Annotated in this window: 27 protein-coding genes, 1 tRNA gene and 1 pseudogene; 12 read left to right on the forward strand and 17 right to left on the reverse strand. The window is 73.2% G+C overall.

Annotated elements, in window-relative coordinates:
- Positions 1-45: 45 nt before the first annotated feature.
- The 3 genes from ACZ6JT_RS10950 to ACZ6JT_RS10960 form a co-directional block, all read right to left on the reverse strand.
- A complete protein-coding gene (locus ACZ6JT_RS10950; RefSeq protein WP_469209128.1) occupies positions 46-750 on the reverse strand; it encodes an NADPH-dependent F420 reductase in 705 nt (234 codons plus the stop codon).
- 161 nt (positions 751-911) lie between these two features.
- The gene (locus ACZ6JT_RS10955) at positions 912-2,306 is read right to left on the reverse strand and encodes a sensor histidine kinase (protein ID WP_469209129.1); all 1,395 of its coding nucleotides are present in this window, start codon (positions 2,304-2,306) and stop codon (positions 912-914) included.
- Positions 2,307-2,313: 7 nt separating this feature from the next.
- Complete coding sequence (locus tag ACZ6JT_RS10960; RefSeq protein WP_469209130.1) at positions 2,314-3,003, reverse strand: response regulator transcription factor; 690 nt, start codon at positions 3,001-3,003, stop codon at positions 2,314-2,316.
- A 79-nt stretch (positions 3,004-3,082) separates the two neighbouring features.
- Here ACZ6JT_RS10960 and ACZ6JT_RS10965 point away from each other — a divergent pair, with 79 nt between their 5' ends.
- A complete protein-coding gene (locus tag ACZ6JT_RS10965) occupies positions 3,083-3,634 on the forward strand; it encodes a hypothetical protein (RefSeq protein ID WP_469209131.1) in 552 nt (183 codons plus the stop codon).
- A 91-nt stretch (positions 3,635-3,725) separates the two neighbouring features.
- On the opposite strand, the gene ACZ6JT_RS10970 is transcribed toward ACZ6JT_RS10965, so the two are convergent.
- The 3 genes from ACZ6JT_RS10970 to ACZ6JT_RS10980 all read right to left on the reverse strand — a co-directional run bounded on the left by ACZ6JT_RS10970 (position 3,726) and on the right by ACZ6JT_RS10980 (position 5,867).
- On the reverse strand, positions 3,726-4,370 hold the full coding sequence (locus tag ACZ6JT_RS10970; RefSeq protein WP_469209132.1) for a class I SAM-dependent methyltransferase: 645 nt from the start codon (positions 4,368-4,370) through the stop codon (positions 3,726-3,728).
- 176 nt (positions 4,371-4,546) lie between these two features.
- Positions 4,547-5,425 (reverse strand): spermidine synthase, encoded by an 879-nt coding sequence (locus ACZ6JT_RS10975; protein ID WP_469209133.1) that lies wholly within the window; start codon positions 5,423-5,425, stop codon positions 4,547-4,549.
- 34 nt (positions 5,426-5,459) lie between these two features.
- Positions 5,460-5,867 carry a hypothetical protein gene (locus ACZ6JT_RS10980; RefSeq protein ID WP_469209134.1) on the reverse strand — a complete coding sequence of 136 codons (408 nt, stop codon included), beginning with the start codon at positions 5,865-5,867 and terminating at the stop codon, positions 5,460-5,462.
- Between the two features lie 238 nt (positions 5,868-6,105).
- Between ACZ6JT_RS10980 and ACZ6JT_RS10985 the strand changes: the two genes are divergently transcribed.
- A complete protein-coding gene (locus tag ACZ6JT_RS10985; RefSeq protein ID WP_469209135.1) occupies positions 6,106-7,425 on the forward strand; it encodes a tetratricopeptide repeat protein in 1,320 nt (439 codons plus the stop codon).
- 10 nt (positions 7,426-7,435) lie between these two features.
- Here the strand turns inward: ACZ6JT_RS10985 and ACZ6JT_RS10990 are convergent, their stop codons facing one another.
- On the reverse strand, positions 7,436-7,777 hold the full coding sequence (locus tag ACZ6JT_RS10990) for a VOC family protein (protein ID WP_469209136.1): 342 nt from the start codon (positions 7,775-7,777) through the stop codon (positions 7,436-7,438).
- Positions 7,778-8,211: 434 nt separating this feature from the next.
- Entirely contained in the window at positions 8,212-8,808 is a 597-nt protein-coding gene (locus ACZ6JT_RS10995) for a histidine phosphatase family protein (protein WP_385809963.1), read from the reverse strand.
- Between ACZ6JT_RS10995 and ACZ6JT_RS11000 the strand changes: the two genes are divergently transcribed.
- Genes ACZ6JT_RS11000 through ACZ6JT_RS11010 form a run of 3 tightly spaced genes read left to right on the forward strand, consistent with a single transcriptional unit; the run spans position 8,807 to position 13,073 of the window.
- Positions 8,807-10,117 (forward strand): hypothetical protein, encoded by a 1,311-nt coding sequence (locus ACZ6JT_RS11000; protein WP_469209137.1) that lies wholly within the window; start codon positions 8,807-8,809, stop codon positions 10,115-10,117. The two genes, ACZ6JT_RS10995 and ACZ6JT_RS11000, sit on opposite strands and share 2 nt — an antisense overlap.
- Complete coding sequence (locus ACZ6JT_RS11005) at positions 10,114-11,736, forward strand: hypothetical protein (RefSeq protein WP_469209138.1); 1,623 nt, start codon at positions 10,114-10,116, stop codon at positions 11,734-11,736. The genes ACZ6JT_RS11000 and ACZ6JT_RS11005 overlap by 4 nt, the downstream gene beginning before the upstream one ends.
- Positions 11,733-13,073: an AAA domain-containing protein gene (locus ACZ6JT_RS11010; protein ID WP_469209139.1), complete on the forward strand. Its 1,341-nt coding sequence runs from the start codon at positions 11,733-11,735 to the stop codon at positions 13,071-13,073. The genes ACZ6JT_RS11005 and ACZ6JT_RS11010 overlap by 4 nt, the downstream gene beginning before the upstream one ends.
- Before the next feature lie 88 nt (positions 13,074-13,161).
- Here ACZ6JT_RS11010 and ACZ6JT_RS11015 read toward each other — a convergent pair whose 3' ends face one another.
- Positions 13,162-13,641 (reverse strand): MarR family winged helix-turn-helix transcriptional regulator, encoded by a 480-nt coding sequence (locus ACZ6JT_RS11015; RefSeq protein ID WP_469209140.1) that lies wholly within the window; start codon positions 13,639-13,641, stop codon positions 13,162-13,164.
- Positions 13,642-13,753: 112 nt separating this feature from the next.
- Between ACZ6JT_RS11015 and ACZ6JT_RS11020 the strand changes: the two genes are divergently transcribed.
- From ACZ6JT_RS11020 to ACZ6JT_RS11035, 4 genes and pseudogenes are all read left to right on the forward strand, one after another.
- On the forward strand, positions 13,754-14,323 hold the full coding sequence (locus tag ACZ6JT_RS11020; RefSeq protein ID WP_469209141.1) for an NADPH-dependent FMN reductase: 570 nt from the start codon (positions 13,754-13,756) through the stop codon (positions 14,321-14,323).
- A 249-nt stretch (positions 14,324-14,572) separates the two neighbouring features.
- Positions 14,573-14,914 (forward strand): hypothetical protein, encoded by a 342-nt coding sequence (locus ACZ6JT_RS11025; RefSeq protein WP_469209142.1) that lies wholly within the window; start codon positions 14,573-14,575, stop codon positions 14,912-14,914.
- Between the two features lie 146 nt (positions 14,915-15,060).
- Positions 15,061-15,670, forward strand: a pseudogene (locus ACZ6JT_RS11030) (bifunctional DNA primase/polymerase).
- A tRNA-Lys gene (locus ACZ6JT_RS11035) sits at positions 15,661-15,734 on the forward strand. The pseudogene ACZ6JT_RS11030 and the gene ACZ6JT_RS11035 overlap by 10 nt, the downstream one beginning before the upstream one ends.
- Positions 15,735-15,809: 75 nt before the next feature.
- On the opposite strand, the gene ACZ6JT_RS11040 is transcribed toward ACZ6JT_RS11035, so the two are convergent.
- Complete coding sequence (locus tag ACZ6JT_RS11040) at positions 15,810-17,045, reverse strand: M6 family metalloprotease domain-containing protein (RefSeq protein ID WP_469209143.1); 1,236 nt, start codon at positions 17,043-17,045, stop codon at positions 15,810-15,812.
- 346 nt (positions 17,046-17,391) lie between these two features.
- Between ACZ6JT_RS11040 and ACZ6JT_RS11045 the strand changes: the two genes are divergently transcribed.
- Positions 17,392-19,290 (forward strand): putative bifunctional diguanylate cyclase/phosphodiesterase, encoded by a 1,899-nt coding sequence (locus ACZ6JT_RS11045; RefSeq protein WP_469209144.1) that lies wholly within the window; start codon positions 17,392-17,394, stop codon positions 19,288-19,290.
- An 89-nt stretch (positions 19,291-19,379) separates the two neighbouring features.
- Here the strand turns inward: ACZ6JT_RS11045 and ACZ6JT_RS11050 are convergent, their stop codons facing one another.
- The 4 genes from ACZ6JT_RS11050 to ACZ6JT_RS11065 all read right to left on the reverse strand — a co-directional run bounded on the left by ACZ6JT_RS11050 (position 19,380) and on the right by ACZ6JT_RS11065 (position 22,489).
- Entirely contained in the window at positions 19,380-20,690 is a 1,311-nt protein-coding gene (locus tag ACZ6JT_RS11050; protein ID WP_469209145.1) for a tachylectin-related carbohydrate-binding protein, read from the reverse strand.
- Positions 20,691-20,788: 98 nt separating this feature from the next.
- The gene (locus ACZ6JT_RS11055) at positions 20,789-21,994 is read right to left on the reverse strand and encodes an aggregation-promoting factor C-terminal-like domain-containing protein (RefSeq protein WP_469209146.1); all 1,206 of its coding nucleotides are present in this window, start codon (positions 21,992-21,994) and stop codon (positions 20,789-20,791) included.
- On the reverse strand, positions 21,963-22,232 hold the full coding sequence (locus ACZ6JT_RS11060) for a hypothetical protein (RefSeq protein ID WP_469209147.1): 270 nt from the start codon (positions 22,230-22,232) through the stop codon (positions 21,963-21,965). Before ACZ6JT_RS11060 ends, ACZ6JT_RS11055 begins: the two co-directional genes overlap by 32 nt.
- A 62-nt stretch (positions 22,233-22,294) precedes the next feature.
- A complete protein-coding gene (locus ACZ6JT_RS11065; protein ID WP_469209148.1) occupies positions 22,295-22,489 on the reverse strand; it encodes a hypothetical protein in 195 nt (64 codons plus the stop codon).
- A gap of 266 nt (positions 22,490-22,755) precedes the next feature.
- On the opposite strand from ACZ6JT_RS11065, the gene ACZ6JT_RS11070 reads away from it, so the two are divergent.
- Positions 22,756-23,742, forward strand: coding sequence for a helix-turn-helix domain-containing protein (locus ACZ6JT_RS11070; protein WP_469209149.1), 987 nt, complete (start codon positions 22,756-22,758; stop codon positions 23,740-23,742).
- Here the strand turns inward: ACZ6JT_RS11070 and ACZ6JT_RS11075 are convergent.
- The 3 genes from ACZ6JT_RS11075 to ACZ6JT_RS11085 all read right to left on the reverse strand — a co-directional run bounded on the left by ACZ6JT_RS11075 (position 23,739) and on the right by ACZ6JT_RS11085 (position 25,294).
- On the reverse strand, positions 23,739-23,975 hold the full coding sequence (locus ACZ6JT_RS11075; RefSeq protein ID WP_469209150.1) for a DUF397 domain-containing protein: 237 nt from the start codon (positions 23,973-23,975) through the stop codon (positions 23,739-23,741). The genes ACZ6JT_RS11070 and ACZ6JT_RS11075 overlap by 4 nt on opposite strands.
- Complete coding sequence (locus tag ACZ6JT_RS11080; RefSeq protein ID WP_469209151.1) at positions 23,935-24,783, reverse strand: helix-turn-helix domain-containing protein; 849 nt, start codon at positions 24,781-24,783, stop codon at positions 23,935-23,937. The genes ACZ6JT_RS11075 and ACZ6JT_RS11080 overlap by 41 nt, the downstream gene beginning before the upstream one ends.
- A gap of 91 nt (positions 24,784-24,874) precedes the next feature.
- Positions 24,875-25,294: a DUF1398 domain-containing protein gene (locus ACZ6JT_RS11085; protein ID WP_469209152.1), complete on the reverse strand. Its 420-nt coding sequence runs from the start codon at positions 25,292-25,294 to the stop codon at positions 24,875-24,877.
- A 73-nt stretch (positions 25,295-25,367) separates the two neighbouring features.
- On the opposite strand from ACZ6JT_RS11085, the gene ACZ6JT_RS11090 reads away from it, so the two are divergent.
- Positions 25,368-25,820 carry a MarR family winged helix-turn-helix transcriptional regulator gene (locus ACZ6JT_RS11090; RefSeq protein ID WP_469209153.1) on the forward strand — a complete coding sequence of 151 codons (453 nt, stop codon included), beginning with the start codon at positions 25,368-25,370 and terminating at the stop codon, positions 25,818-25,820.
- Positions 25,821-25,877: the final 57 nt, after the last annotated feature.

Genomic DNA, 25,877 nt, shown 5'->3' on the forward strand with positions numbered 1-25,877 from the left:
TATGCGCCCCCGTCCGTGCGGGGCCTTCCGACGCATTCCCCGCCGTCAGCCGGAGGAGGAGGAAGAGGAGGAGGGAGAGGAGGGAGAGGACGCGCCCTGGATGTGGAAGTTGAAGTCCGCGTGCCCGAGGGTGCCCATCAGCCTGAGCCAGACCGGCAGCAGCATCTCGGCGCCCCGCGCCGTCTCGATCCCGCCCAGGTCCAGGATGCTCCGCTCCGGCCAGCCGAAGGAGTGGAGCAGTTCCCGTACGGCCTTCTTCGCGTCCGCGTCCTCGCCCGAGAGGAAGACGTGGTGCTCGCCGGCGACCCGGCCCGGGTCGACCATGACCAGGCAGTTCATCGTGTTCAGCGTCTTGACCACCCGCAGCCCCGGGAAGGTGCGCTGGATCAGCTCGCCCAGGCTGTCGGTGTCCACCGGCTCCAGCCTCGGCGGAAACCCCCGCGAGAAGTCCAGCGGGTTCGCGACGTCGATGAGGACCTTGCCGTCCAGGTGGGCGGCGTCGGCCTCCGTCAGCGCGGCGATGCTGACCTGCCCGCCGGTGGCGTTGACCAGGGTGTCGCCGTCCCGTGCGGCCTCCGCGAAGCCGGCGAGCCGCACCCCGGGCTGCCCCGCCTGCCAGTCGGCGTACTCGGCGCGCCCGGCGGTCGCACCCGGGTCCCGGGTGCCGATGACCACCTCGTGGCCCAGGGAGGCGAGCCGGGCCGCCAGCGTGCGGCCGACGATCCCGGTTCCGAGGACTGCGTAGCGCATGTCTGATTCCTTCCGCTCGGCCGGGGAGTCCCGGCTGGTCCAGGATCACCACGTCGCAGAAGAAGCGATACCGGTTCGGGTCGTCCGGCGGGAACCGCTGGAAGCCCTCGTCGAGGGGTGTCCGTGCCGCGGACCGTACCGAGGCGGGCACCGGCCGCCGCCTAGGCGCGCCCCCGGTTACGTCGGTTGCCGCGCCGGCCGCGGCCCGGCCGCCCGCCGCCGGGACCGCCGAGGGTGCGGCCGTCCAGGCCGATCCACACCCGGACCTCGGTCCCGCCGAGGACGGAGCGTCCCAGCCGTACGTCGCCGCCCGTCGCCTCCGCGACGCGGCGCACGATGTCGAGGCCCAGGCCGGTGGATCCGTCGCGGCCGCCGTCGTTGCCGCGGCGCAGGGCCGCCTCCGGGTCGGCGATGCCGGGGCCCGCGTCCGAGACGAGCACGATGACCGCGTCACCCGCGTCGTGGACGTCCACCGAGAAGGGCGTGCCCTCGGGGGTGTGCCGGAAGACGTTGCCGAGCATGGCGTCGAGGGCGGCGGCGAGCTCGGGCCGGGCCACGGGGATCCGTACCGTACGCTCCACCCCCGCGAGCCGCACCTCGCGGCCCTCGTCCTCCGCGAGCGCCGACCAGAAGTCCATCCGGTCGCGGATCACCTCGGAGGCGTCGCAGCCGGCGCCCGCCCCGACCAGGCCGGTGGCCGGGCGCTGTTCCCGCGCCGTTCGGATGATCGTGTCGACCTCGCGCTCCAGCTGTTCCACCGCGGCCCGGGTCTGCTCGGCGGCCGCGCCGTCGCCGAGTGAGGCCGTGTTGAGCCGCAGCACGGTCAGCGGTGTCCGCAGCCGGTGCGAGAGGTCGGCGGCCAGTTCCCGCTCGTTGGCGAGGAGTTCCACCACCTGGTCCGCCATCGCGTTGAACGCGACGGCCGCCGACCGGAGTTCCTTCGGCCCCACCTCCGGGACCCGCGCCCCGAGCCGGCCCTCGCCCAGCCGGTGCGCGGCGTCCGCGAGCCGCTCGGCCGGGCGCACCAGCCGGGCGCCGAGCCGGTCGGCGACCGCCACCGAGCCCACGATCAGCGCCAGCCCGACGCCCGCGAGCACCACCCAGGCCGTCGCGACGCCGTTGCTGACCTCGCTCTCCGGTACGAAGATCTCCACCACCGCGATGTCCCCGGAGCCGAGCGCGGTCGGCTGGAGCAGCGCCGAACCCCCGCCGCGTACCGAGGCGGTCGTGGCGCGCCCGATCCGCCGGGTCTCGGCGACGGCGTGCTCGCCCGCCCGGCCCCGGCCGATCTCCACGGGCGCGCTGTCGCCGATGGCCGGGACGTGGACGGCCATCCGCCGGGCGGCGCCCATCTGCGTGGACTCCACGGCCTTCTGCAGCTGCACCGGGTCGGTGGTGATGGACAGGGTCGGCCCGATGGTGGCGGCCTGCCGTTCGGCGTTGGAGAAGGCCCGGTCGCTGGCCATCTCCTGGACGACGAGCCCGAGCGGCACGGCGAAGGCCACGACCACCATGGCCGTGACCGCGAGGCACACCTTGACCAGGGCCCATCTCATCGGGGCATCACTGCGGCGGCTCCAGCTTGACGCCGACACCCCGCAGCGTGTGCAGGTACCGCGGGCGGGCGGCGGTCTCGCCGAGTTTGCGGCGCAGCCAGGACAGGTGGACGTCGATGGTCTGGTCGTCCCCGTACGACTGCTGCCAGACCTCGGCGAGCAGTTCGCGCCGGGCCACGACCACCCCGGGCCGCCCGGCGAGGAAGGCCAGCAGGTCGAACTCCCGCCGGGTGAGGTCCAGTACGGTCCCGTCGAGCTCGGCCTGGCGGCGCAGCGGGTCGATGGCGAGCCCGCCGACGCGCAGGACGCGCGAGGGGGGTTCGGTCCCGGCTGCGGCCCGGGAGCGCCGCAGGACGGCGGCCATGCGGGCGGAGAGGTGCTCCACGGAAAACGGTTTGGTCAGGTAGTCGTCGGCGCCGTCGTTGAGCAGCCGGACGATCTCCGCCTCGTCGTCGCGCGCGGTGGCGATGATCACGGGCACGTCGGTGATGCCGCGCAGCATCTTGAGCGCCTCCGACCCGTCCAGGTCGGGCAGTCCCAGGTCGAGGATGACCACGTCGAAGCGGTGGTGCGCGACCTCGCGCAGGGCCTCCAGGGCCGTGCCGACGCTCCGCACGGTGTGCGAGGCCTCGGTCAGGTGCCGGATGAGGGCGGAACGTACGAACTGGTCGTCCTCGACCACGAGCACACTTGCCATGGCCCGCACCGTAGTCCATTCGAGGGACCCAGCGGGGTGTCGGGCTGCTCTTGTGACGGGTGGTGCAGTATGTGCCCTGATGCGACGAGGACTTCTTCATGCCATGGCTTGGACGCTGGCGACCGGGGCGGCGGTGACGCTGTCGTGGTGGGGCGTGCACAGCGTCATGTCGGGAACGGCCTACGATCCGCCGCTCGCGGTGCCGCTCGCCGCCCAGCCGCTGTCCTCCTCGACGCAGCGCGCGCAGCCGCCGGACACCCCGGCGCAGTCCGCTTCCGCGTCGCCGTCGCCCTCCGCCTCGCAGGCGCCGGCCGCGCCGTCGTCCGCCGGACCCTCCTCCTCCGGCAGGCCGTCCCAGAAGCCCGCGGCGACCGCGTCCCCCTACGGGCAGGGGGACGGGCGGGATCCGGGCGACGTGAAGGCCTATCCGGTCTCCGGCGGCCGGGTCGTCTTCTCGCTGGGCGCGTCCTCGGCCGAGCTGGTCTCGGCCACGCCGGCGGCCGGCTGGCGGATGCAGGTGTGGAAGCAGGACTTCTGGATCCGGGTCACCTTCACCCGGGACGGCCGCGAGGTCTCGGTGTTCTGCACCTGGCACGACCACCCGCCGCTGGTGGAGATCGTCGACCCCTGAGCCGGACCGTCCCGGACGGGAGGCCAAAAGCCGAAACAGGCCGGGGCCGCAGCCCGGCCGGCCTCACGCCGGGACCGCAGCCCGGCCGGCCTCAGGCCGGGACCGTGCCCACCAGCACGAACTCGTTGTACGGGAAGACCTTGCCCATCGGCCGGGGGAAGGGGAAGGAGTAGGTCCGCCGGACCGCTATCCCCGCCTTGGCCGCATGGCCGCGCAGCTCCTCGAAGCCGACCCAGCGGATGTGGGTGGCGTCGGACCGGAAACCGACCTCCTGCGGGGTGATCATGACGACCGACCCGCCCGGCTTGACCAGCGGAAGGTACTGCTCCAGCAGCGTCGCCGCGGTGTCCTCCTCCACGTGCTCCAGCACGTGCGCGACCAGCAGGCTGTCGAAGGACCCGGGACCGCAGTCCGGCGCGGCGGCCAGCCCGTCGGGGGTGTAGGCGTTCAGTCCGCGCTCGCGGCAGGTCTGTACCGAGTGCGGGTTGTGGTCGACGCCCACGCTGTCCGGGCCGCAGTTGAGCAGGTTCCGCCCCAGCCCGCAGCCGATGTCGAGGACCCGGCCCAGCTGCAGTCGCTGCAGGTTCCAGCGGTACGGCGCCTGCGTGGGCAGCAGCCGCTTGATTCCGGACTGCTCCAGTCGCGCCAGCCGCTGGGTGTAGTCGGAGCCGGCGGTGCTGGGGGTACTCGGGGTGCCGGGGGTGGGGGCACCGGGGGTTGCGGGGAAATCAGACATGGCCTTGCCGTCTCCTGAACGCGTCGTAGGAGGGCAAGCCCTCCTAGGGGTTCACAGGCTACGCAGGGCGGCCGTCCGCCGGGAGTACTCCGGGGATCTTTATCTGTAACCGCGCAATCCTCATCCGTCACCGGCCCGCCTCCGCCCGGGAGCCCCGCGCCGCGAGACCCGCTCGGCTACCGGAAGACCGAGGGCGGCGGCTGCGGCGAGGCCACCGCGGAGTCGTCGGCGACCGGGACCGCGCCGCCCGCGAAGTCGGCCAGGGCCCGGCCGTGCTCGACCCGGCCCGGGTGCGGGTCGCTCGCGACCCGGCGGGTGAACTCCGCGACGGGCAGCTCACGGTCGGCGGCCACCAAGACCGCATTGCCGAATCGTTTCCCCCGCCACACCACCGGGTCCGCCGCCAGCGCCAGCTCCGTGAACCGGGACGCGGCCGTCGCGATCTGGCTCCGCAGGTGGGTCAGCGGCGGACCGTCCGCGAGATTGGCCACGTACCACCCGGTGGGCGCGAGTGCGCGGCGTACGTCGTCCAGGAACTCGGTGCTCGTCAGGTGCGCCGGGGTGCGGGCCCCGCTGAACACGTCCGCGATCACCAGATCCGCCCAGCCGTCGGGAACCTTCGCCAGGCCCGCCCGGGCGTCCACCGCCCGGACCCGGACCCGCGCCTGCGGGTCCAGCGGCAGGTGTTCCCGTACGAAGGCCACCAGCGCGGCGTCGATCTCCACGACCTGCTGGGTCGAGCGGGGGCGGGAGGCGGCGGTGTAGCGGGCGAGGGTGAAGGCGCCGCCGCCCAGGTGCACCACGTTCAGCGGCCGGCGGGCGGGTGCGACGAGGTCGATGAGGTGGCCGATCCGCCGCTGGTAGGCGAAGTCCAGGTACGTGGGATCGTCCAGGGCCACATGCGACTGCGGGGCACCGTCGATCAGCAGGGTCCAGGCGCCGGCGCGCTCGCGGTCCGGCTCCAGCTCCGCCCGGCCGCCGTCCACCTGCCCGGTGACCGCCTCCGCGGTGCCGCGACCGCGCTGCCTGCCCTTGTTCCTGTCCTTGCCCGCCACCACCCCATTGTGCCGGGCGGCCGTCGCGGAGGGGTCAGCGGCAGTTGTCCGCGGCCTCGATCAGCCGGGCCGCCTCACCGAGCGCCGCGCGCAGCACCTCGGGGTCGGTGACCGGCCCGACGGCCTCCGGCGGGAGCAGCCAGCCGGTGGCGCCCGCGGCGGGCGAGGCGGCGTCGCCGAAGCGCATCCCGCGCCCGTTGGTCTGCGTACAGGCACTGCCGGGCAGGTCCCACGCGTCGGCGGTGCCGGGCGGAACGAGGAAGCCGAGGGTGTCGCCGGATCCGTCGTGCAGGACGGGTCCGACCCCGCCGGCCCGGCTGGCCGCGCGGCGGATGATGTCCACCGCCTCCAGCCCCTGCCGCGCGGGCACCGTCACCAGATCCAGATCCAGGTCCGAGGCCGTACCGGGCTCGGGCGCGGTGTTCGTTCCAGTGCTCTCCATGCCGGCCTCCACCAAGGGAACCCCTCCTCGATCCGTATCCGCATGGGTTCAACGCACGGGAACGTCAACGGGTGCGGCGGCAAGACGCTGCAAAGGATGGCAGTTCATGGCGGATCGCGGGTGAGATATCCCTTTTGTAGCCAAACATCGCTTGACCACCCCCTCGCTGGCGGTACGTTCATGCGCGCCGGACCCCAGTAGCACCGGTGCTGCGTTCCTCGCCAGAGAGGTCACGTCCATGGCGGCGTCCCCCCACTCACCCAACTCCACCTTCCGGCGGCTGCGCGGGCAGCACTCCCCGGCCGAGTTCGCGGCCCTGGTGCGCCGGGCGGCGAAGGAGATCGGAGAAACGGTTTCCTGCGACGCGCGCTACATCGGCCGCGTCGAGTCCGGCGAGATCCGCTGCCCCAACTACGCCTACGAACGCGTCTTCCTGCACATGTTCCCCGGCCGCGCCCTGGCCGACCTGGGCTTCTCCCCCCGCGAGAGCGTCCGTGGCCGCTCGGGCCGGCGCGAACCCTCCCCCGTCCCCCTCCACCGTTCCCCTTCCAGTGCCAAGGAGAGCGACGTGCTGCGTCGCGCGTTCATGGCGGGCGGCTCCGCGACCGTGGCGGCCGCGACGCTCAGCCTCACCCTGCTCGGCGACACCCGCCGGCTCCCTTCCCGCGCCGGCGAGTCCGAGGCCGCCGCCGTCGAGGACGCCGTACGCCAGATCCGCCTGCTGGACGACCGGCACGGGGCCGACGCCCTGTACCGCAGGGCCGCCGAGCCCCTGCGCACCGCCTACGCCCTGCTCGACGCGGGGGCCACCCGGCAGTCCACCGAGGACCGGCTGCACACGGGCGCCGGCGAACTGGCCGTCTCGGTCGGCTGGCTGGCCCACGACTCCGGCCGCTTCGACGACGCGCGCTCGCACTACGCGGAGGCCCTGGCGACGGCCCGGGTCGCCCGGGACGCGGGCCTGGAAGCGCACGCCTTCAGCAACATGGCCTTCCTGGCCCGGGACTGCGGCCGCTCCCGCGAGGCCGTACGGGCGGCCCAGGCGGGCCGCCGGGCCGCGCGCACCCTCGGTTCCCCGCGGCTGCTGTCACTGCTCGCCCTGCGCGAGGCCGGCGGCTGGGCGGGGCTGGCCGACCGCAAGGCCTGTGAGGAGGCACTGACCCGGGCCCACACGGAGTTCTCCCGGGGCGAGGCCGACGCCGACCCCGAGTGGATGACCTTCTTCGGCGAGGCCGAGCTGGAGTTCCTGGAGGCCCGCTGCTGGGCGGCGCTCGGGGAACACGCCCGCGCGGCCCGGCACGCCCGCCGCGCGGCCGACCTCCAGGACCCGCACTTCGCCCGGAACGTCGCCCTCTACACCGCCGAGCTGGCCTGGGACCTGGCCCGCGCGGGCGCCCCCGACGAGGCCGCCTGGGCGGGCGGGCGGGTGCTGGACCTGCTGGCCGAGGTGCAGTCCACCCGGGTCCGGTCGATGCTGTCGGAGACGGCGGGCGCGCTCGTTCCGCACCAGCGCTCTCCTCGGGTGGGGGCCTTCCTGACGAGGCACGCGGCGGTCTGACCCCGGCCGGTCAGCCGCCGACGTACTCGTAGACCCCGCCGTCGGGGTGACGCACCACCGCACGACGGCCGTTGGGCGTGGGGGCGGGCGCCGCGATCACCTCGCCCCCGGCCGCGGCGCAGTGCGCGACGGCCGCGTCCAGGTCCGCCACGGAGAGGGTGGCGGCCACTCCCGCGAACCGCTCGGCGATCGGATCGGGCCCGCTGAACAGCAGGAACGGGCCGACGCTCGCCAGGTCCAGGCCGGCGAACCCGAACCGGGTGGCGGGCTGGCCGGTGAGTCGGACGTAGAAGTCCACGGCCGGACCGAGATCGTCCACGCGCCGGCGCAGCACCACGGAGGTAATCGTCATATGGCCATCCTCCCCGCGACGCGCCGCCCAACTCCGTTGCGGTGGACTGAATTCGGCGGTCGCCGGCGGCGCGACTGGCCGGTGCGGCGCAAAGATCGGGGCTCCGCCCCGGACCCCGCTCCTCAAACGCCGGAGGGGCTGGATTTGGTGCGGCGAGGCTGAATTTGCGCGGGGAGGCCGAATGGTGCGCCAGCACCGGAAGGTTGGTCGGCCGGGGCGGTTGGGGTGGGGGTGGGGGTGTGTCGGGGTGATCCCCGCAGGGTGCCGAACACAACAAGGCTCCGCCCTCCGACCCCTCGTCACGTTCGGCGCCCGAGGAGACGCCCCGGCGCGCGCCCGCCCCCACCCCAACCGACCCCCACACCCGCTAGGCCGCGCCGCGACAGCCCCCAGCACCACCCCGAGCGACGCAGCCGACCGGCGCTCGAGCCGGCCTAAGTGTCCAGGTGGCCCGTGTCGTTCCAGCGTTCCAGCGCGGGGGCGCCGTAGGCCCAGCCGAGGACCGAGAGGGAGGTGGGCTCCAGGCGGATGCGGGCGCCGAAGGAGGCTTCGAAGCCGAGCCACCGGGCGGCGAGGGTGCGCAGGATGTGCCCGTGGGCGAAGACCAGGACGTCGCGCTCCGCCGAGCGCGCCCAGGCGACCACCTCGTCCGCGCGCGCCGCGACGTCGGCGACGGACTCGCCGCCCGGGACCCCGTCGCGCCAGATCAGCCAGCCCGGCCGGATCGCCTGGATCTCGGCCGGGGTCATGCCCTCGTAGTCCCCGTAGTCCCACTCCAGCAGCGCGTCCCACGGCTCCGCCCGGACCCCGAAGCCCGCCAGGTCGCAGCTCTCGCTCGCGCGGACCAGCGGGCTGGTGCGAACCTCGACCCCGGCGAGGTTCTTCCACGGGTCGCGGGCCAGCCGCTCGCCGAGCAGCTTCGCCCCCCGCTTGCCCTCCTCCAGCAGGGGCACGTCCGTGCGTCCCGTGTGCTTGCCGAGCTGGGACCACGCCGTCTGGCCGTGGCGGGCCAGCAGGATGCGGGGGGCCATGGGGTTCTCCCGTTTCGTACGAGTCTGTGCGCGTTCATGCGTTTTTCCGGGCATTCAGCCGTCCGCCCATCATCCAACAGCACGTGCACGGGGCGGACTCCCCCCGCCCCCGCCACCGGTTTCCCCGCCAAGCCCACGATTGTCAGTGGCGGATGGGACACTTCCGCCCGTGAGCTCCTACCCGCCCCGCAGCCCCGCGCAGCCGACCACGCTGCGGCAGCGGCTCGCCGGCCTGCGCGGCCCGGCCGTGCCACCCCGTCCGCTCGACGCCCGGGCGCTGGCGGCCCTCGCCGCCAATCCCGGCTGCGGCAGACGGGCCCTGCTCGACGGCGCGGGCGTGGACAAGAACGCCCTCGCCACGGCCCTCGGCTCGCCCGCCGCGTTCGGGCAGTCGCAGTTCGCCATAGTCCGCGGGAACTCCTTCGAGGCCAAGGTCAAGGGCGACGGCGGAGCCGAGCTGCTGCGGCTGGTCCACGCGCACCTCGACCCGGCCGCCGAGCCCCCCGGCGCGGGCGCCCACGTTCCCGACCTCACCGCCGCCGGACCCGAGGGTCGCTCCGCCCGGACCGCCCTCGCCCTGCGCGAGGCCACCGCGGCCGGGGCGTGGACCCTGCTGGACCACCCGATGCTGGCCCTGGAGGTGGCCGGCTCCCCGGCCTACCTGGAGCCGGACGCCGTGGTCGTGCATCCCGACGGCCGCTGGAGCGTCGTGGAGATCAAGTCGTTCCCGATGATCGACGGGGCCGCCGACCCCGCGAAGGTGGGCGCCGCCGCCCGCCAGGCCGCCGTGTACGTGCTGGCGCTGGAGAACACCGCCGGGAAGCTGGCCGGCGCCGAGGTCGGGCACACCGTGCTGCTGGTCTGCCCGAAGGACTTCTCGAACCTGCCCACCGCCTCGCCCGTCGACATCCGCCGCGAGCGCTCCGTGACCCGGCGCCAGCTGGAGCGGCTGACCCGGGTCGAGGAGCTGGCCGCGACCCTGCCCGAGGGGCTCAGCTTCGACCCGGCGACCCGGACCACGGAGGAGCTCGTCGAGGCGGTGGCGGCCGTCGACGCCGCCTACGCCCCCGAGTGTCTGGCCGCCTGCGAGCTGGCCTTCCACTGCCGGGACCGCGCGCGTACCGGAGGCGCGGTGACCGCGCTGGGCCGTTCCGTACGGGGCGAGCTGGGCGCGCTGACCACCGTCGAGCAGGCCCTCGCGGCGGCCTCCGGGGCCGGCTGCGCCGAGGATCCGACCGCCGCCGCCCTGCACCGGGCGGCCCGGCTGCGCGCCGAGGCGCTGGAGTCGGCGGCGGGGGTCCGCGCATGAGCCTGCTGACCACGCTGGCCCGGCTGCAGGCCGTACGGGCGGGCCGCGCCCAGCCGCTCGCGACCGTACGGCACCGCCACCTGAGCGAGACCCCGATGGTCTTCGTGCCGCTGACCACGGCCGGTGAGGCCGGGGCTCCGCTGGGCGCCATGGTCGGCACGGACCGGCACGCGCCGCGGGTGTTCGTGATACCCCAGCCGCGCGACCGGGACCTGCGCTGGGCGTTCCTCGCGGACCTGGCGGCCCCCGTGCTGGCCCACATCGACGCGTACGCGGACGCGGTGGAGCCGGCCGAGCGCAGCGAGACCGACCCGGAGACGGGCAAGCGGGTCAAGGTGGAGGCCGAGCTGTGCGTGGACGCGCCGCAGCTGATCGTGCCGAGCCGGGCGGGCATCGAGTACGTACGGCTGCTGGGGCGGTCGATGCGCTTCCGGCGGACCGCCGAGGAGGAGCCGGAGAACCCGTATCCGGCGCCCTCGCAGGTGCCGATGCTGGGCCGCTGGTTCACCCATCTCGCCGAGCGTTCGCGGGTGCCGGGCTCCTCGATGCTGCTGTCGGCGACGGACCTGCTGTCGCGGCACTGGGCGACCGGCCAGAGCAACCTGGAGGACCAGCACCTGGGCGCGCTGTTGGCCTGGATCGACCCGCCGGAGGGCCTCTCGGGTGCCGAGGCGGCGCTGCGGGCGGAGCTGGGCCGTGACGCGGAGGGCCGGCTGCTGTGCCCGCCGGCCGGCCCGGCCACCGATCCGGCCTTCGACAACAAGCTGCTGGCCCCGGCCATCGCCCGGTACGACGCGGCGCGCTCGGCCCTGGCGGCCGGGCCCGGGGACGACGGCCGCGGCGCGCGGAACGACGAAGAGACGCGGCGGAGGGCCGAGCAGGTCCGGAAGGCCGAGGAGACCGTGCGCCGGCTGGTCGTGGACCAGATGTCGAACACCTGGTGGGCGACGTGGGAGGCGATCGACCTGCTGCGCTCCCTGCCGCCGGGCGAGCGCGCGGAGGAGCGCTGGACGCGCGACCGCTGGTCGTACACCGGTCACCGCGACCGCGTACGGGCGGGCGAGCCGCCGCAGCCGCGCCGCGACGACGCGGTGACGGCCGCCCAGAAGCTGGCCACGCGGGAGACCGAGCAGGTGCGGCTCGACGCGCAGGAGGCGCTGGACGACCCGCTGGTCATGGCGGGCCGGCGCCTCGCGGGCGAGGCGTTCGCCGGCGAGGTCACCGAGGTGGTGATGGAGTGGACGGAGTCGAAGCGGCCGAGTCCGCGCCCGCTGGTGACGGTGGCCACGGAGGACCGGCCGCAGCTCGCGGACGGGGGCGGCGGGAAGGTGTTCCGTTCGCTGGACGGTCGCCCGCAGAGCGCGCAGTTCGTACGATTCGAGGAGGACGGGCGGCTGGTGCTGCGGCTCCTCGACAAGATGGGCCGCGGCCGGGACCCGGAGCCGGGGTCCGTCCCGGAGAAGGGCGACCGGGTCTGCTGGACGCTCTTCGAGCACGACGCGCGCGGCGGCCCGAAGCTCCCGGAGCCGGAGCAGACCCCGTGGACCCACGGCGGTCCGCCGGGGCACCTGAGCGCCGTCCCCCTGCCCGACGCCGTGACCGACGAGGACCTGCTGTGACCGCGACCGCATCCTTCGACCCGGGGGCCGCGGCGGCCGAGGCGACCGCCGCGATCCTGCGCGACACCCTGCACGGGGCCGAGCGGGGCGTGGTCGTCGACTCCCCGCCGGGGGCCGGCAAGTCCACGCTGGTGGTCCGGGCGGCCCGGGAGCTGGCTGGGGCCGGGCGCCGGCTGATGGTGGTGGCGCAGACGAACGCGCAGGTCGACGACCTGGTGCTGCGGCTCGCCGACAAGGACCCGGAGCTGAAGGTGGGCCGGCTGCACAGCAGCGAGGGCGACGCCTACGATCCGGCGCTGCGCGAGCTGCCCTCGGTCACCCTGTCGGCCAAGCCGAAGGACCTGGCGGAGCTGCCGATCACCATCTCCACGGCGGCGAAGTGGGCCTTCGTCAAGGACGTCGAGCCCTGGCAGCACGCCATCGTCGACGAGGCGTACCAGATGCGCTCGGACGCGCTGCTGGCCGTGGCCGGGCTGTTCGAGCGGGCGCTGTTCGTGGGCGACCCCGGGCAGCTGGACCCCTTCAGCGTGGTCGGCGCGGAGCAGTGGGCGGGCCTGTCGTACGACCCTTCGGCGAGCGCCGTCAGCACCCTGCTGGCGCACAACCCCCAGCTGCCGCAGCACCGGCTGCCGGTGTCCTGGCGGCTCCCGGCGACGGCGGCGCCGCTGGTCTCCCGCGCGTTCTACCCGTACACGCAGTTCCGCAGCGGTACGGGACCGGGCGAGCGGCGGCTGTCGTACGGGGTCCCCTCGGACGGGTCGGGCCCGGACCGGGTGCTGGACGAGGCCGCCGAGGCGGGCTGGGGCCTGCTGGAGCTGCCCGCGCGGCACACCCCGCGCACCGACCCGGAGGCGGTCGCGGCGGTGGCGCTGGTGGTCCGCCGCGCCCTGGACCGCGGGGCGGTGACCTCCGACGAGCACTCCGAGGGCCCTTCCCCGCTGACGGCGGACCGGATCGCGGTCGGCACCGCCCACCGCGACCAGGCGGCCGCGGTCCGCGCGGCGCTGGCCGCGGTCGGGGTCACGGGGGTCACGGTGGACACCGCGAACCGCCTCCAGGGCCGCGAGTACGACCTCACGGTGGTCCTGCACCCGCTGTCGGGGCGCCCGGACGCGACGGCCTTCCACCTGGAGACGGGCCGCTTGTGCGTCCTGGCCTCCCGGCACCGGCACGCGTGCGTGGTGGTGGCCCGGGCGGGCATAGCGGAACTCCTGGACGACCACCCCTCGACGGAACCGGTCCAGCTGGGCGTGACGGTGAAGTTCCCGGACGGCTGGGAGGCCAACCACTCGGTCCTGGCCCACCTGGCGGAACACCGCGTCCCCTGGCGGCCGTAGGTCCGCCGGAGGCCTGGCCGCGGGCGGGCGGCGGTCGGCGGCCGGCGGTCGGCGGGCGGCGGTCGGCGGGCGGCGGGCCGCGGTCGGCTCACGCTTTGCGGCGGGCGCCCAGCCGTTGCCGGAGCACTTCGCCGACCTCCGCCAGGGTGCGCAGTTGGTCCGGGGTCAGGACGTCGATCAGGTGGCGGCGGACGGACTCCACGTGGAGGGGGGCCGCCGCCGTGATGGTGGCCACGCCCGTCCCGGTGAGGACGACCTCCGCGCCCCGGCCGTCCGTGGCCACCTCCTCGCGGCGGACGATGCCGCGCTTCTCCATGCGGGTGAGCTGGTGGGACAGCCGGCTGCGGGACCACTGCATCAGTTCGGCCAGTGCGGTGATCCGCATCCGGTGGCCGTCCGTGGAGCCGAGCACCGACAGGACGTCGTAGTCGGCCTCGGAGAGTCCGCTGTCCTGACTGAGGTCCCGCGCGATCTCCGCGTCGACCAGCGGGAACATCCGCCGCCACGCGTACCAGGCGTCCTGCTCGGGCTCCGTGAGCCAGCGGGGCGGCTCGGATGCGGGGGTCATGCCTTCCACTTTAGCCAGGTCGGTGACACATCACTTATCTGGTTGACACGTCACTCACCTTGCGGGTTTTATTGGTGACACATCAACAACCGCACCGACCGGGAGCTCCTTCATGACCCGCCTGCACGTCGTCTCCGCCGCCACCCGTCCGACCTCCTCCGGCCGCCCGCTCGCCCACTGGGTCACCGAGCAGGCCCGCGACCGCGGCGGCTTCGAGGTCACCCCCGTCGACCTCGCCGAGATCGCGCTGCCCTTCCTCGACGAGCCCGAATACGCCTCGACCGGCAACTACGCCCACCAGCACACCCGCGACTGGAGCGCCCTGGTCGACTCGGCCGACGCCTTCCTCTTCGTCCTGCCGATGTACAACGGCGGCTTCACCGCCCCCTTCAAGAACGCCATCGACTTCCTCTACAACGAGTGGAAGGGCAAGCCGGTCGGCCTCGTCAGCTACAGCGCCGGCCCCACCGGCGGCGTCCCGGCCGCCGAGATGCTGCTGCCGGTGCTCACCCGCCTCGGGATGCTGCCCGCCGAGCGTTCCGTCGCGATCCCGGGCATCCCCAAGCTGATCGGGCCCGAGGGCTTCGAGGCCCCCGAGGCGCTCGTCGGCGAGCTGGCCGGCGTACTGGACGACGTGGCCGAGCTGGCCGCGCGGCGCGCCGCGGAGTCCGTCACCGTCTGAGCGGGTCCCCGGCGCGTGGGTGGCCGTACGCGGCGTGCGCGTACGGCCCCCGCCACGGGCCCGCCCCCGCGCCCTCGCCACCGGCCCCGGTCGCTCGCCCGTGCGACTCCCCCGCCCCTGTGGCGGCGGGTCTTCTCGTGCGCCCCGTCGGCCGTACACGTGTTCCAGCCCATCGCACGGGGTCTTGCGCGGCGTTGGACAATGGACGGTGGCCCGGAAGCTTTTCGCACGCGCAGCAGGAGGACACGGATGGCAGAGCCCGAGCGGACCGAGCGACGGCTGCGGCCGGCGCCGCTGCTCTTCGAGCCCTCGGAGGCCGCGGGGGATCCGGAGCACTTCTTCGACCTGGAGTCCATCGAGGACCCCCGGGAGCTGCTGACCCGGGCGACCGAGCTGGCCCTCGCCTTCCGGGCGGCGCAGGACCGGGCGGTGGAGTTCCAGGCGCTCGCGGCGGCCCAGCTGGCCGATCCCCGGCGCTTCGACCGGCTCTCGCCCGCCGTGATCGCCGAGCAGGCGGAGTGGACCGAGGACTACGCCCTCAAGATGATCGAGTTCGGCGAGACCCTCCAGCGCGGAGCCGGTGCGCCGTAGCGGGGCCGGGCCGACCCGCCGCGCGGAGCCTGCCGTACGAGGCAGCTGGCATATGCGGGGCGCAACATACCGCAGTGACCCCTCGCGCGTCCCGGTTTCCGGTAACTCCTGGAAACCGGGTCGCTACGGCCGGTAGACCTGGGCCCATGACGACGCTGACGACGGCTCCCGGTTGCCCCGCCCTCACCACACGGTCCGCGCACGCCACCCACGTCACCCCGCAGGGCGCCGCCTGGCTCGCCTCCGCCTCCGCCCACCCCCGGAGCACCCTCGCGCTCTGGGAGGCACGGGCCGGCCTGCCCGCGACGCTGCCCTGCGGGAACGCCTTCGACGTCGTCAACGTCCCGCTCGTTCTCGGCCGCCGCGTCCTGGACCTGCTCTGGGCCGAGGGGCCCGGCTCCGGTCCGGTCGCCGTGCACCGCGGCCGGATGCTCCTCTTCGCCGCTCCCGGCACCGCCCACCGGCTCCCGGCCCTGCTGGCGTGGGAGGAGTGGGGAGCTTCCCGCACCGCCCCGGTGCCGCTGTGCCACGGCCCCGGCGACGCCGTGACCGTACCGCCGCTGGCCCCCGCCCCCGGCCCCTCCCGCTGGCTGGTCGCCCCCGACGCGCGGACGCCGTGGCTTCCCGGGCCGCAGGCCCTGCTCTGGGCCTTCGTACGGGCGGCCCGCAGCCCCGCACCGACCGGACCTGGGGATATCGATTTTTCGTTCCGCGGATCCTCCTGCTAATGTCTTCCTCGTCAGCAAGCGCCGCTAGCTCAGTTGGTTAGAGCAGCTGACTCTTAATCAGCGGGTCCGGGGTTCGAGTCCCTGGCGGCGCACAGACGAGAAGAAGGCCCCCACGCGAGTGGGGGCCTTCTTCGTCGTGCCGCGGCGATACCGCCGCTATCCCCCGGTCACGTCGTGATCTTCACCGTGTACGCGCCCGACCGGGTCCGGTCCGCCACCTCGATGGTGATCCGCTCCCCCGGCACGGTGTACGTCTCGCCCACCTCCAGCGGGGCGTCCGCCAGCGGCGGGTACACCGAACGGTCCCAGCACGCCTCCGTGTCCGGGTGCGCGTCCATCACCTCGATGGGGCCGCCGCCGGACGCCGCCTCGTTGCGCACCCGGTAGACCAGGACCCCTTCCGTGCAGGTGTCCCCGTCGTTGCCGGCGGAGCCCCGCGCCTCGACGGCGATGGCGCTGCCGGGGCCCGTACGGATCACCGCGAGCCGGGTCCCGCCGGTGCCGCCGTCCGGCGGGACCTGCGCCAGCGGCTGGAGCGTGTGCATGGAGGAGCCCGACTGCACGCAGTCCACCTGGGAGGCGTCCAGCCAGCCCAGCTTCCACTTGTGCCAGGCGAAGAGGTCCGGGGCCATCCCGAACTGGCTGCCCATGACGTCCCAATCGCCGACGTACGTGTCCCAGTCGCCCTTGCCGTCCGTGGGCCGGTGGTAGAGGTCGGGCAGGTCGAAGACGTGGCCGGTCTCGTGGGCCAGTACGTTGCGGTCCGGCGGGTGGCGTTCGAAGACGGTGACGATCCGCCGCAGTTCGGTGCCGTCCGCCACGATCGGGCGGTCGAAGTTGACGACCTTGGTGGCATCGGAGTCCACTCCGGGCGCGTCCGGGTCGGCGACGAAGTAGACGATGTCGTACTTGGCGAAGTCCACCTCGGCGTCGGCCGCCCTGACCGCGTCCCGCAGGTAGGCGGCCCGGTCCTCGGGGGCCCAGTCCCGCCTTATCCCGTACGCGGTGGACGGCTTGGGCATCCGGATCCACTGCTTCTGCGGGTGGGGGGCGAGCCGGAACCGGCCGTACGAGGCCTGCTCGAAGAACTCGCTGGTGGCAGGGAAGTGGTCGCGGGCGAGCTCCGTCGTCGTGAGGGTGGTGCGGTGGTCGGGGAAGGAGAGGAAGACCATGACCGCATCGAGGGTGCGCTCGGGCTTGGGGTAGGCGCCGTTCCAGCTGTCCAGGCCCAGCGAGTGGTGCGCGCCCGTCCGGGTCAGCGCGCAGGGTCCGGCGCCGGAATCGGCCACCGCGGGCCCCGCGACGAGCGACATGGCGGCGAGCGCGGTGAGGGAGGTGAGCGCGGCGGCGGTACTTCGGATGCGGGAACGGTCCACTCCCCCGGGTGTCTGCTGTCGCGCCACATCGACCTCCGGTGGTGGATTCGTGCCTGTTTAGCCACCTTGGGGCGATTGTCTTACTAATGCCCTGTTCCGCTGCCCCACACGAGTGAGCGATGAGGCAAGTCGGTGACCCCCGGACTTCACGCACCTGCCTACAGAACGTCACGACCGATCACCCGAGATCAGCCAGGGCCTTCGCATGCTCACAGCCGCGCAGAAACGATCAAGCGATCTTGGTCCGGCAATCCGTCATCACGCCGAACTCCCGGGGCTCGCGCGGCGACGCCGCTGGATAGGGCCTCCCGGCAGCCTCTATGATCGGCACACTTTCCTGCACGGACACTCACGAACACTGCGGGAGCCAACGGTGAGCGGAACCTCAGAGGGAACCGGTTCGGCGGCCGACAGCATCCGATCGGCCATTACGGAGCGTCACTTGGCAGTGCCCGCAGCGTCGGCGGCGCCGTCGCGCGCCGGCGAATCGGAGCGGCGCGACTACCGGGCCGCCTTCAACGCCGCCCACCTCGCCATGGCGGTCGTGGACCGCGACGGCTACGTGGTCGCCGCCAACGAGGCCTTCGCCGGGCTGCTGGGCAGCGAGCCGCAGGCGCTCGTCCACCAGTGCGCCGCCGACCTGGTGGACCTGGCCGCGGAGGCCCGCACCTGGGCCGCGTACCAGGAGGTGCTCCGCGGCCGGCAGGCCCGGCTGCGCTGCACCCGCCGCCTCAAGCACCCCGACGGGCACTCGCTGTGGACCGAGGTGACCCTGGGGCCCGTACCCGGGACCGGGGACGTCCTGCTGTCCGTCTCCGACATCAGCGACCGCCGCGACCTCCAGGCCCGGCTCCGGCACCTGCAGATGCACGACCCGGTCACCCGGCTGCCCAACCGGGCGCTGTTCTTCGAGCGGCTCTCCGCCGCCCTGGAGGCCTCCTCGTACGACCACGGGGGCACCGGCCGGATCGGGCTGTGCTACCTGGACCTCGACGGGTTCAAGGCCGTCAACGACACCCTCGGCCACCGTGTCGGCGACCGGCTGCTGACCGCCGTCGCGGCCCGGCTGACCCAGTGCGCCGACCAGTCGGGGTACGGACGCACCGGCGGGCACCTGGTCGCCCGGCTCGGCGGCGACGAGTTCGCCCTGCTGGTCGAGGACTCCACCGGCACCGAACAGCTCACGGAGCTGGCGCGGAGCGTACTGGCCGCCGTCCAGGAGCCGTTCGACCTGGCCGGGCAGCGGCTGTCGGTCTCCGCGTCGATCGGGGTGGTGGAGCGGAGCACGGCCGGCACCTCGGCGACCGGCCTGATGCAGGCCGCCGACACGACCCTGTACTGGGCCAAGGCGGACGGCAAGGCCCGCTGGACCCTCTTCGACCCGGAGCGCAACGCGCACCGCATGACCCGGCAGGCGCTCTCCTCGACGCTGCGGCCGGCGGTGGAGCGCGGGGAGTTCGAGCTGGAGTACCAGCCGCTGGTCGACCTGGAGAGCGGAGTGGTGCGCGGGGTCGAGGCCCTGGTGCGCTGGAACCATCCGCAGTTCGGGACGCTCACGCCGAATCGGTTCATCGGAATTGCGGAAGAGGACGGATCCATCGTCCAGTTGGGCCAGTGGGTCCTGCGCACCGCCTGCCGGCAGGCCCGGCGCTGGCAGATCGAGCAGCCCAGCGACGCACCGGTCTTCGTGTCGGTCAACGTGGCCGTGCGCCAGGTGTGGGACTCCGACCTGGTCGGCGACGTCGCGGAGATCCTGGCCGAGACGGGCCTGGCGCCGCAGCTGCTCCAGCTGGAGCTGACCGAGTCGGCCGTCATGGGCTCGGCGGGCCGGCCGCTGCAGGCGCTCCAGGCGCTCAGCGACATGGGCGTGCGGATCGCGATCGACGACTTCGGCACCGGGTATTCGAACCTCGCCTACCTCAGCCGGCTGCCGGTCTCGGTGCTGAAGCTGGACGGCTCCTTCGTACGGGGCTTCCGCTACGAGGAGGGCGCGCACCCGAACCCGGCCGACGAGACCATCGTCGAGGCCCTGGTACAGCTCGCCCACCGGCTGGGCCTGACGGTGACCGCGGAGTGCGTGGAGACCGCCGGGCAGGCGGCCCGGCTGCGCCGCGTCGGCTGCGACACCGGGCAGGGCTGGCTGTTCTCGCGCGCGGTGGCCCCGGACGTGATCGCCGGCATGATCGGGCGCCGGACCGCGGCCTGCGAGGCCGCCGCGGCCGCCGCGGAGGCGAATGCCGCGCAGCCCGACGGGCCCGCGGCAAGGCCGTGATCCGCAAGGCCGCGTGACCGCCGGCCGGACCCACGAGCGAAGGCCGGACCGCTCGACGGGGGGCGGTCCGGCCTTCGCTCGCGTGGGGGCTATCCGTTGACGACGTTGTCGTAGCGCAGGGCGACGTAACCGGAGGCGGCGTGGCCGGCGATGCGACCGTCGCTGCCTCCGTTGAGGTAGTCCTGGCCGCGCATCATGTCGTCGTTGGTGTTGGCCTCGTGGATGTACGAGAACTTACCGGCGGCCTTGTCGACCCACTTCTCGAAGAGCACCACGTGCCCGTCGAGGGTGTTCAGCGCGTCACCGGGCTGGAGGTCGGACTTGGAGATGGTGGCGGCGACGCCCGGCAGGCTCTGGGTCGTGTAGCTGGTACCGGCGTGCCAGACCATGGAGACGAAGCCGGAGCAGTCGGTGCGGTAGGTGTGGTCGCCGTCCGGGTCGGAGGCGTACGCGCCCTGGTTGTAGGGGATGTCACGGTTCAGCCAGTTCGCGGCGCGGCTCATGATCTCGCTGCGGGCGATCTGCCCGCCCCTGGTGGAGGGCGTGGGGGTGGGGGGCGTCGGCGGCTGGTAGGTGCAGTCGTTTGCGAAGGCGGAGAGCAGGCTCTGGGTCCAGCCGCTCGCGTCGACCGGGTCGGCGGGGTGGTAGGCGATGTCGTCGCCCTTGCCGTCGGTGGGGTCGGCGTCGTGGTACCAGTACATCCCGCCGTTCGTACGGCCGTAGTAGAGGCCGCCGCCGGGCGAGACGAGGTTGTCGACGGCCGACCAGCCGGAGCTCTTGAGCACCGAACTCTCCCAGTCCCCGACGCCGTTGATCTGGTACGAGAGCAGGCGGCCGTCGGCGGTGCTGGCGATGAGGACGTCGTCGCCGGCGGCGGCGAGCGTCTTCAGGACGAAGCCCGTGTCGATCACGGCGTGCTTGGCGATGTGGGCGGGCCCGCTGGGCTTGGCCTGGGAGACGTTGTAGCGGTGGAGCTCGCCGCCGACGGTGCCGTAGAGGTGACCGGCGCCGTCGTAGGTCAGCTTGTCGAAGGTCCATCCGCTGTCCCAGATCTTGGTGACACCGGCCAGGGCCAGGGCGCTGTCGTTGGTCTGGATGTCGACGCGGTACAGCTCACCGGCCGTCGAGGTCACCAGGACGGTGTTGAAGTTGAGGGTGGCCATCGCCTTGGGCGTGAAGCCGAGGTCCGCGCCGATCAGGGTCTTGACGCGGTCGCCGGTGTTGGGGGCTATCGCCGTGTACGTGAGGCGTCCGTCGGGGAGGGTGCCGTAGACCGACACGTTGCCGCCGCAGATGGCGGCGGCCTGGGCGGGCGCCGAGGTGAGCGTGACCATGCCGAGGGTGGTGGCAGAGACGGCCAGGGTGGCGGCGAGACGGCGCTTGAGGGACGACGAGGACATGGGTGTCTCCGGATTCTGGGCAGCCCTGACGTACGCGCGCCGGGCCGGGGAGGTGAGGGGGAGGCAGAAGGGGGGAGCGGGCGGGACTCGGGCGCCGCTCAGTACCAGTTGTTGTTCAGGAAGTGGGTCCAGGCGCCGCAGGGCGTGCCGTACTGGCCGTCGATGTAGGACAGGCCCCACTTGATCTGGGTGACCGGGTTGGTGCGCCAGTCGTCACCGAAGGCGTCCATCTTCGAACCGGGCAGGGCCTGGGGGATGCCGTAGGCCGTGGAGTTCGGGTTGTCGGCCCAGTAGCGCCAGCCGCTCTCCCTGTCCCAAAGCTGCTCCAGGCAGTTCCACTGGGCGGTGCTGTTCCAGGCGCCGCCGTCGTGCTTGTTCATCAGGTCGCGGCCGGCCGCCTTCACGGCGGGTATGTCCCTGCCGTCGAGCGGGTCCGCGGGGGTGGTGCAGGCGAACGTCTCCGGCTGGGCGGAGAGCAGCTTCTGCGTCCAGCCGCCGGTGTTGACGGGGGCGTCATTGTGGTACGCGATGTCGCCGCCGCTGCCGTCGGCCGGGTTGGCGTCCTTGTACCAGTACATGGCACCGGTGGTTTCGATCCGGCCGTAGTAGAGACCGCCGCCAGGTGATACGACCTGGTCGAACCCGGACCAGCCGGAGGACTTGAGGTCGTCCCGGTCCCAGGTGCCATCGCTGTTGATCTTGTAGGAGTAGAGCGCGCCCGCCGACGTGGTGGCGAGCAGACGGTCGTCTCCGGCGGCCGTGAGGGTCTTCAGGACGAAGCCGCTGCCGATCTCCTTGCGCTGGCCGATGTGCGCCGAGCCGGTCGGCTTGGGCTGGGAGACCAGGTACTGGAGCAGGACCCCGCCCGCGGTGCCGTACAAGTGGCCGTGTCCGTCGTAGGTGAGCTTGTCGTGGGTCCAGCCACTGTCGAAGATCTTGACGGGCGGGCGTTCCAGGACCAGGGACTCGTTGTTGGTGAGGACGTCGAGGCGGTAGAGCGCGCCCGTCGTCGAGGTCACCAGCACCGTGTTGAAGTTGAGGGTGGCCATCGCCTTGGGCTCGAACCCCAGGTCCGCTCCGACCCGCACCTTCTTCAACGCACCGGTGGCCGGGGTGATCGTGCTGAAGGTGAGGCGGCCGTCGGGAAGGACGCCGTAGATCGAGGCGGTCCCGCTGCACGTGGTCGCGGCCTCGGCGGCCGGGGCGGCGGCGACGGCCGCGGCGGTGAGCAGTCCGGCGCCGAGGGCGGTGGAGAGGACGGCTACCGCGCTCTTACGGGCAGCCTGGCGGAGGGTGGTGGTCACTGCGTGCTCCTGAAGAACGTTCGCGGCGCGGCTCGGTAGGGCGGTAGCCGTGCGCCCGCAGCGGGGCGCGGGCGCCGTCGAGGATCGCGTGGGCCTGGGTGAGGGCCGCGGCTTCGGAGGCGGCTCTCAGGAAGAGGTAGACGTCCACGCCGTCGGCTGCGGCTTTGGTCCGCAGGTGTTCCAGGCCGTGGGCGGCGGGCGTGTGGGCCCAGATCAGATCGGAGACGAGCGCGAGCACGCCCTCCTGGTCCGGATCGGCACGAGGCCCTGAGAGTGAGGCTCGGACGACGCGCATCCCGGCTAGTCCCAGTTGATGCTGTCCTCGGCCGACGCCGGCGCCGTGTCCCAGTTGATGCTGCCGTCGGCGGAGGCGCTGACCCGGTGGGTCTCGGCGGCGGCAGCGGTCACCGAGGCGGTGGTGACCGCGCCGGCGCACAGGGCGGTGAGGACGGCGGCGACAGCGGCGAAGCGGGCGGTGCGGGCGGTGCGGGACATGGTTTCCCCCCAGGTCACAGGCTCGGAAGCGAGGCGTTCGGTGCGGTGTGCTGCGCGCTGACCCGGATCGTCCTTGCGGCTCTGGCCTGAGTCGGGGAGTTCCCTCCCCGCCGTCCCGGTGATCACTATGTTGCTGCCCCCGGGCCCTGCCAAGAAGAGGTTCCGGCTGTCACCAACAGGCCTGGCACCTTGGTGCCAGACTTCGCCTACGATCGCGGAGGCGGCGCCCGGCGGGTGCTGCCCAACTGCTGCTGGGGGGCTGGGAGATGCTGCAAACGCTGGGGCTCGGAGCCGACGTGGAAGCCGTGTACCGGGGCATGCTGGCCGACCCTTCGGGTGGCATAGCCGAGCTCAGCGCCCGCCTCGGTCTCACGGAGACCCAGGTCCGCGAGGGCCTGGACCGACTCGTCGACCTCGACCTCCTCAGACCGTCACGCGACTGCATCGGCGGTCTGCGCGCGGTGAGACCCGAACTGGGCCTGGAGCTCCTGCTGCGCCGCCAGGAGGAGGAGCTGGCCCGGCAGCAGCAGGAGCTGGCCCGCAGCAAGGCTGCCGCGGCGCAGGTGGTCTCCGAGTTCGCCGAACTCAGCCCGAACACCGAGGTCGACGGCGCGGAACGGCTCGTGGGGATGGACGCCATCCAGGGCCGTCTGGAACAGCTCGCCCACGGACTGACCCGGGAATGCCTGGCGATCCTGCCGGGCGGCGCACTGTCCGAAGCGAGCCTGGAGGCCTCCCGCCCGCTGGACCGGCGCGCGCTGGACCGCGGCATCGAGATGCGCTCGGTCTACCAGGACAGCGCCCGCAACGACCCGACGACGCTGGCCTACGCGCGGTGGCTGACCGAGCAGGGCGGCCAGGTGCGGACGAGCCCGCTCCTGCCGCCCCGCCTGCTCATATTCGACCGCGCGGTGGCGGTCGTCCCGATCGACCCGGACCACTCCCGCCTGGGCGCCCTGTGCACCAGCGCGCCCGGCATCGTGGCCTCGCTGACCACCCTGTTCGAGCAGACGTGGGCGGCCGCCGTGCCCCTCGGAGCCGACCGCCCCCGCCCCAGCGACACCCGGCCCACCACGGCCGAACTCGAACTGCTGAAGCTCCTGGCCTCGGGCATGACCGACGAGGCCGCCGCCAAGCGCCTCGGGGTGTCCCTGCGCACCGTACGACGCCAGATGTCCGCGCTCATGGAACGCCTCCACGCGACGAGCCGCTTCGAGGCCGGCCTCAAAGCGGCCCAGCAGGGCTGGCTCTAGAGGCCCCTCACGAAGGCCGCGAACGCGTCTGCCGTGACCGTGAAGACCGGCCCGCCGGGGTTCTTGGAGTCCCGCACCGCGACGCGGCCGTCTCCTCCGGTGGTTCCGCTGTACGAGGCCTTGCGCCAGGCGGCTCCGTCGAAGGGGGCGCACTCGACGCACTCGCCGCCATTGGTGCTGCTGTAGGTCGACTTACGCCACTGCACGCTCCTCAGGTCCACACTGGTCCCCATAGCGTTCCTCCATTACGCGCGCGATCAGAAGGGCCGATTCCTCCGGCGAGAGCGCGTCGGCCTGCAGCCGAGCGTAGCCGAGGGAACGCTCCCGGATCACGGGCGGATTGGCCGTCATATGGCCCGAGTCATAGCTCTCCGTGTAGAAGAGATCGGGGTCGTTGTCGAAGCGGAGGAGGGTGAACGATCCCGTCATGCCGGTGTGTTCGCCGGCGGAGAAGGGCATCACCTGGATCTGGACCCACGGCCGCGCAGAAAAGGTCAGCAGGTGGGCCAGCTGTTCCCGCATGACGTCGCGGCCACCGACCCTGCGATGCAGCAGCGCTTCGTCCAGTACCACCAGCAGGACCGGCGGGATTTCGCGGGCCAGTATGCGCTGACGCTCCAGACGGGCCGCCACGATCTCGTCAACCCGCCCCGAATACTCCACGCTCAGCAAGGCCTTCGCATAGGCCTCCGTCTGGAGGAGTCCGTAGACCACCTGCGACTGGAACGTGGAGATGTACGTCGCCCGGGCCTCCATCTCCGCGTACGGCTGGAACCACGTAGGCAGGACACTCCGCAGGACCAGCCCCACCAGCCGGGAGAAGTGCCCGTCCGTGCCGAGCGCCGCGTCCACCCGCTCCGAGAAGTCCCGCGTCGGCACCCGTTTCGTCGTCTCGACCTGACCGACCAGGGAGCCGGTACAGAAGATGATGTCGCCCAGCTGCGACTGCTTCAGCCCGGCCCCTTCTCTCAGGCGGCGCAGCTCGTAGCCGTAGTAGTCCAGCGGCGAGGCACTGGGATCGAGATCGCGGGCCTGGACCATGGGATGGTCACCCCCATACAAACGCGGGTCGGAGCCGGATTCGGCCTGCGGCCGAGCGTAGCCACTCCCACACGCTCCGGAGTCGGAATCGTCAGATCCGGATCTCGACCTCCGGGTAGGCCTCGACGTAGCTGTCACCCTCGGCGCCGTAGTACGTGCAGGTCCGCGCGCTCAGGTCGACCTCGTACCAGACGACGCCGGCCTTCCAGCAGCCCCGCACGAACTCGGGGAACGTGGTCTCCCCCGCCTGATCCGCGCGCAGGGCGGCGACGAGCGCCTCACGGTCGAACGGCGTGACGTCGACCATGCCCGTGACCAGCGGCTCGCCCTGGACGGCGACCGGTCCGGCGTCGGTGAGGTACAGCATGGCGTTCGACGGCACGGCCATGCGGCAGTGGGTGACCCCGGCCTGGCGCAGGACCTCGGCGAGGTGGGGGAAGCCGCCGACCGCGGGGCGGACGGCCGCCGCACGTTCCAGGGCGGCTTGCAGGGTGGTGATGGCGGTGCTCATGGTTTCTCCCTCGTATACTGACAACAGATTTACGCACTGACATCATGTTGTCAATCCAAGGAGGTGAGGCGGCATGCCGGACGAGATGGCCCTGCTGGTCGCGGACGTGTTCGAGGCGGCGGGACTGCTACGCAAGTCGGGCGAGGCGATCGCCGCGACCGAGGGGCAGACGCAGGCCAGGTGGCAGCTGCTGAGCGTGGTCTCCGAGGACCCCCTGACCGTGGCCCAGGCCGCCCGCCGCCTGGGCATCGCACGCCAGGGGGTGCAACGCGTGGCCAACGATCTCGTCCGCGAGGAACTGGCCGCCTTCCGACCCAATCCCGACCACCGCGGCTCGCCGCTCCTGGCCCTCACGCCCCAGGGGCACTACGTGCTGGACAAGATCACGCTCCGTGCCGCCGATGTGCACCGCGCACTGACCGCCGACATCCCCACCGGCGAGATCACCCGCGCACGCACCCTGCTGCACCGCCTCATCGAGCAGGTGCGCCGCCACGAGGCCGACGGGCGGATCCCACCCGGGTGAAACACCTCCGCCCCGCCCCCGGGAGAGTGGGGGCGGGGCGGAGGCGTCGCTCGGCGC

The organism is Streptomyces sp. NPDC046308, assembly GCF_055588065.1.

What these genes read in the sequence shown, in the direction of transcription:
- ACZ6JT_RS10955 (WP_469209129.1), bottom strand. Translation starts at nt 2,306, where the DNA reads ATGAGATGGGCCCTGGTCAAGGTGTGCCTCGCGGTCACGGCCATGGTG.
- ACZ6JT_RS11090 (WP_469209153.1), top strand. Translation starts at nt 25,368, where the DNA reads ATGCCGGACGAGATGGCCCTGCTGGTCGCGGACGTGTTCGAGGCGGCG.
- ACZ6JT_RS10990 (WP_469209136.1), bottom strand. Translation starts at nt 7,777, where the DNA reads ATGACGATTACCTCCGTGGTGCTGCGCCGGCGCGTGGACGATCTCGGT.
- ACZ6JT_RS10950 (WP_469209128.1), bottom strand. Translation starts at nt 750, where the DNA reads ATGCGCTACGCAGTCCTCGGAACCGGGATCGTCGGCCGCACGCTGGCG.
- ACZ6JT_RS11025 (WP_469209142.1), top strand. Translation starts at nt 14,573, where the DNA reads ATGGCAGAGCCCGAGCGGACCGAGCGACGGCTGCGGCCGGCGCCGCTG.
- ACZ6JT_RS11075 (WP_469209150.1), bottom strand. Translation starts at nt 23,975, where the DNA reads ATGGGGACCAGTGTGGACCTGAGGAGCGTGCAGTGGCGTAAGTCGACC.
- ACZ6JT_RS11080 (WP_469209151.1), bottom strand. Translation starts at nt 24,783, where the DNA reads ATGGTCCAGGCCCGCGATCTCGATCCCAGTGCCTCGCCGCTGGACTAC.
- ACZ6JT_RS10985 (WP_469209135.1), top strand. Translation starts at nt 6,106, where the DNA reads ATGGCGGCGTCCCCCCACTCACCCAACTCCACCTTCCGGCGGCTGCGC.
- ACZ6JT_RS11065 (WP_469209148.1), bottom strand. Translation starts at nt 22,489, where the DNA reads ATGTCCCGCACCGCCCGCACCGCCCGCTTCGCCGCTGTCGCCGCCGTC.
- ACZ6JT_RS10995 (WP_385809963.1), bottom strand. Translation starts at nt 8,808, where the DNA reads ATGGCCCCCCGCATCCTGCTGGCCCGCCACGGCCAGACGGCGTGGTCC.
- ACZ6JT_RS11050 (WP_469209145.1), bottom strand. Translation starts at nt 20,690, where the DNA reads ATGTCCTCGTCGTCCCTCAAGCGCCGTCTCGCCGCCACCCTGGCCGTC.
- ACZ6JT_RS11020 (WP_469209141.1), top strand. Translation starts at nt 13,754, where the DNA reads ATGACCCGCCTGCACGTCGTCTCCGCCGCCACCCGTCCGACCTCCTCC.
- ACZ6JT_RS11000 (WP_469209137.1), top strand. Translation starts at nt 8,807, where the DNA reads ATGGGGTTCTCCCGTTTCGTACGAGTCTGTGCGCGTTCATGCGTTTTT.
- ACZ6JT_RS11085 (WP_469209152.1), bottom strand. Translation starts at nt 25,294, where the DNA reads ATGAGCACCGCCATCACCACCCTGCAAGCCGCCCTGGAACGTGCGGCG.
- ACZ6JT_RS11070 (WP_469209149.1), top strand. Translation starts at nt 22,756, where the DNA reads ATGCTGCAAACGCTGGGGCTCGGAGCCGACGTGGAAGCCGTGTACCGG.
- ACZ6JT_RS10970 (WP_469209132.1), bottom strand. Translation starts at nt 4,370, where the DNA reads ATGTCTGATTTCCCCGCAACCCCCGGTGCCCCCACCCCCGGCACCCCG.
- ACZ6JT_RS11005 (WP_469209138.1), top strand. Translation starts at nt 10,114, where the DNA reads ATGAGCCTGCTGACCACGCTGGCCCGGCTGCAGGCCGTACGGGCGGGC.
- ACZ6JT_RS11015 (WP_469209140.1), bottom strand. Translation starts at nt 13,641, where the DNA reads ATGACCCCCGCATCCGAGCCGCCCCGCTGGCTCACGGAGCCCGAGCAG.
- ACZ6JT_RS10960 (WP_469209130.1), bottom strand. Translation starts at nt 3,003, where the DNA reads ATGGCAAGTGTGCTCGTGGTCGAGGACGACCAGTTCGTACGTTCCGCC.
- ACZ6JT_RS10965 (WP_469209131.1), top strand. Translation starts at nt 3,083, where the DNA reads ATGCGACGAGGACTTCTTCATGCCATGGCTTGGACGCTGGCGACCGGG.
- ACZ6JT_RS10980 (WP_469209134.1), bottom strand. Translation starts at nt 5,867, where the DNA reads ATGGAGAGCACTGGAACGAACACCGCGCCCGAGCCCGGTACGGCCTCG.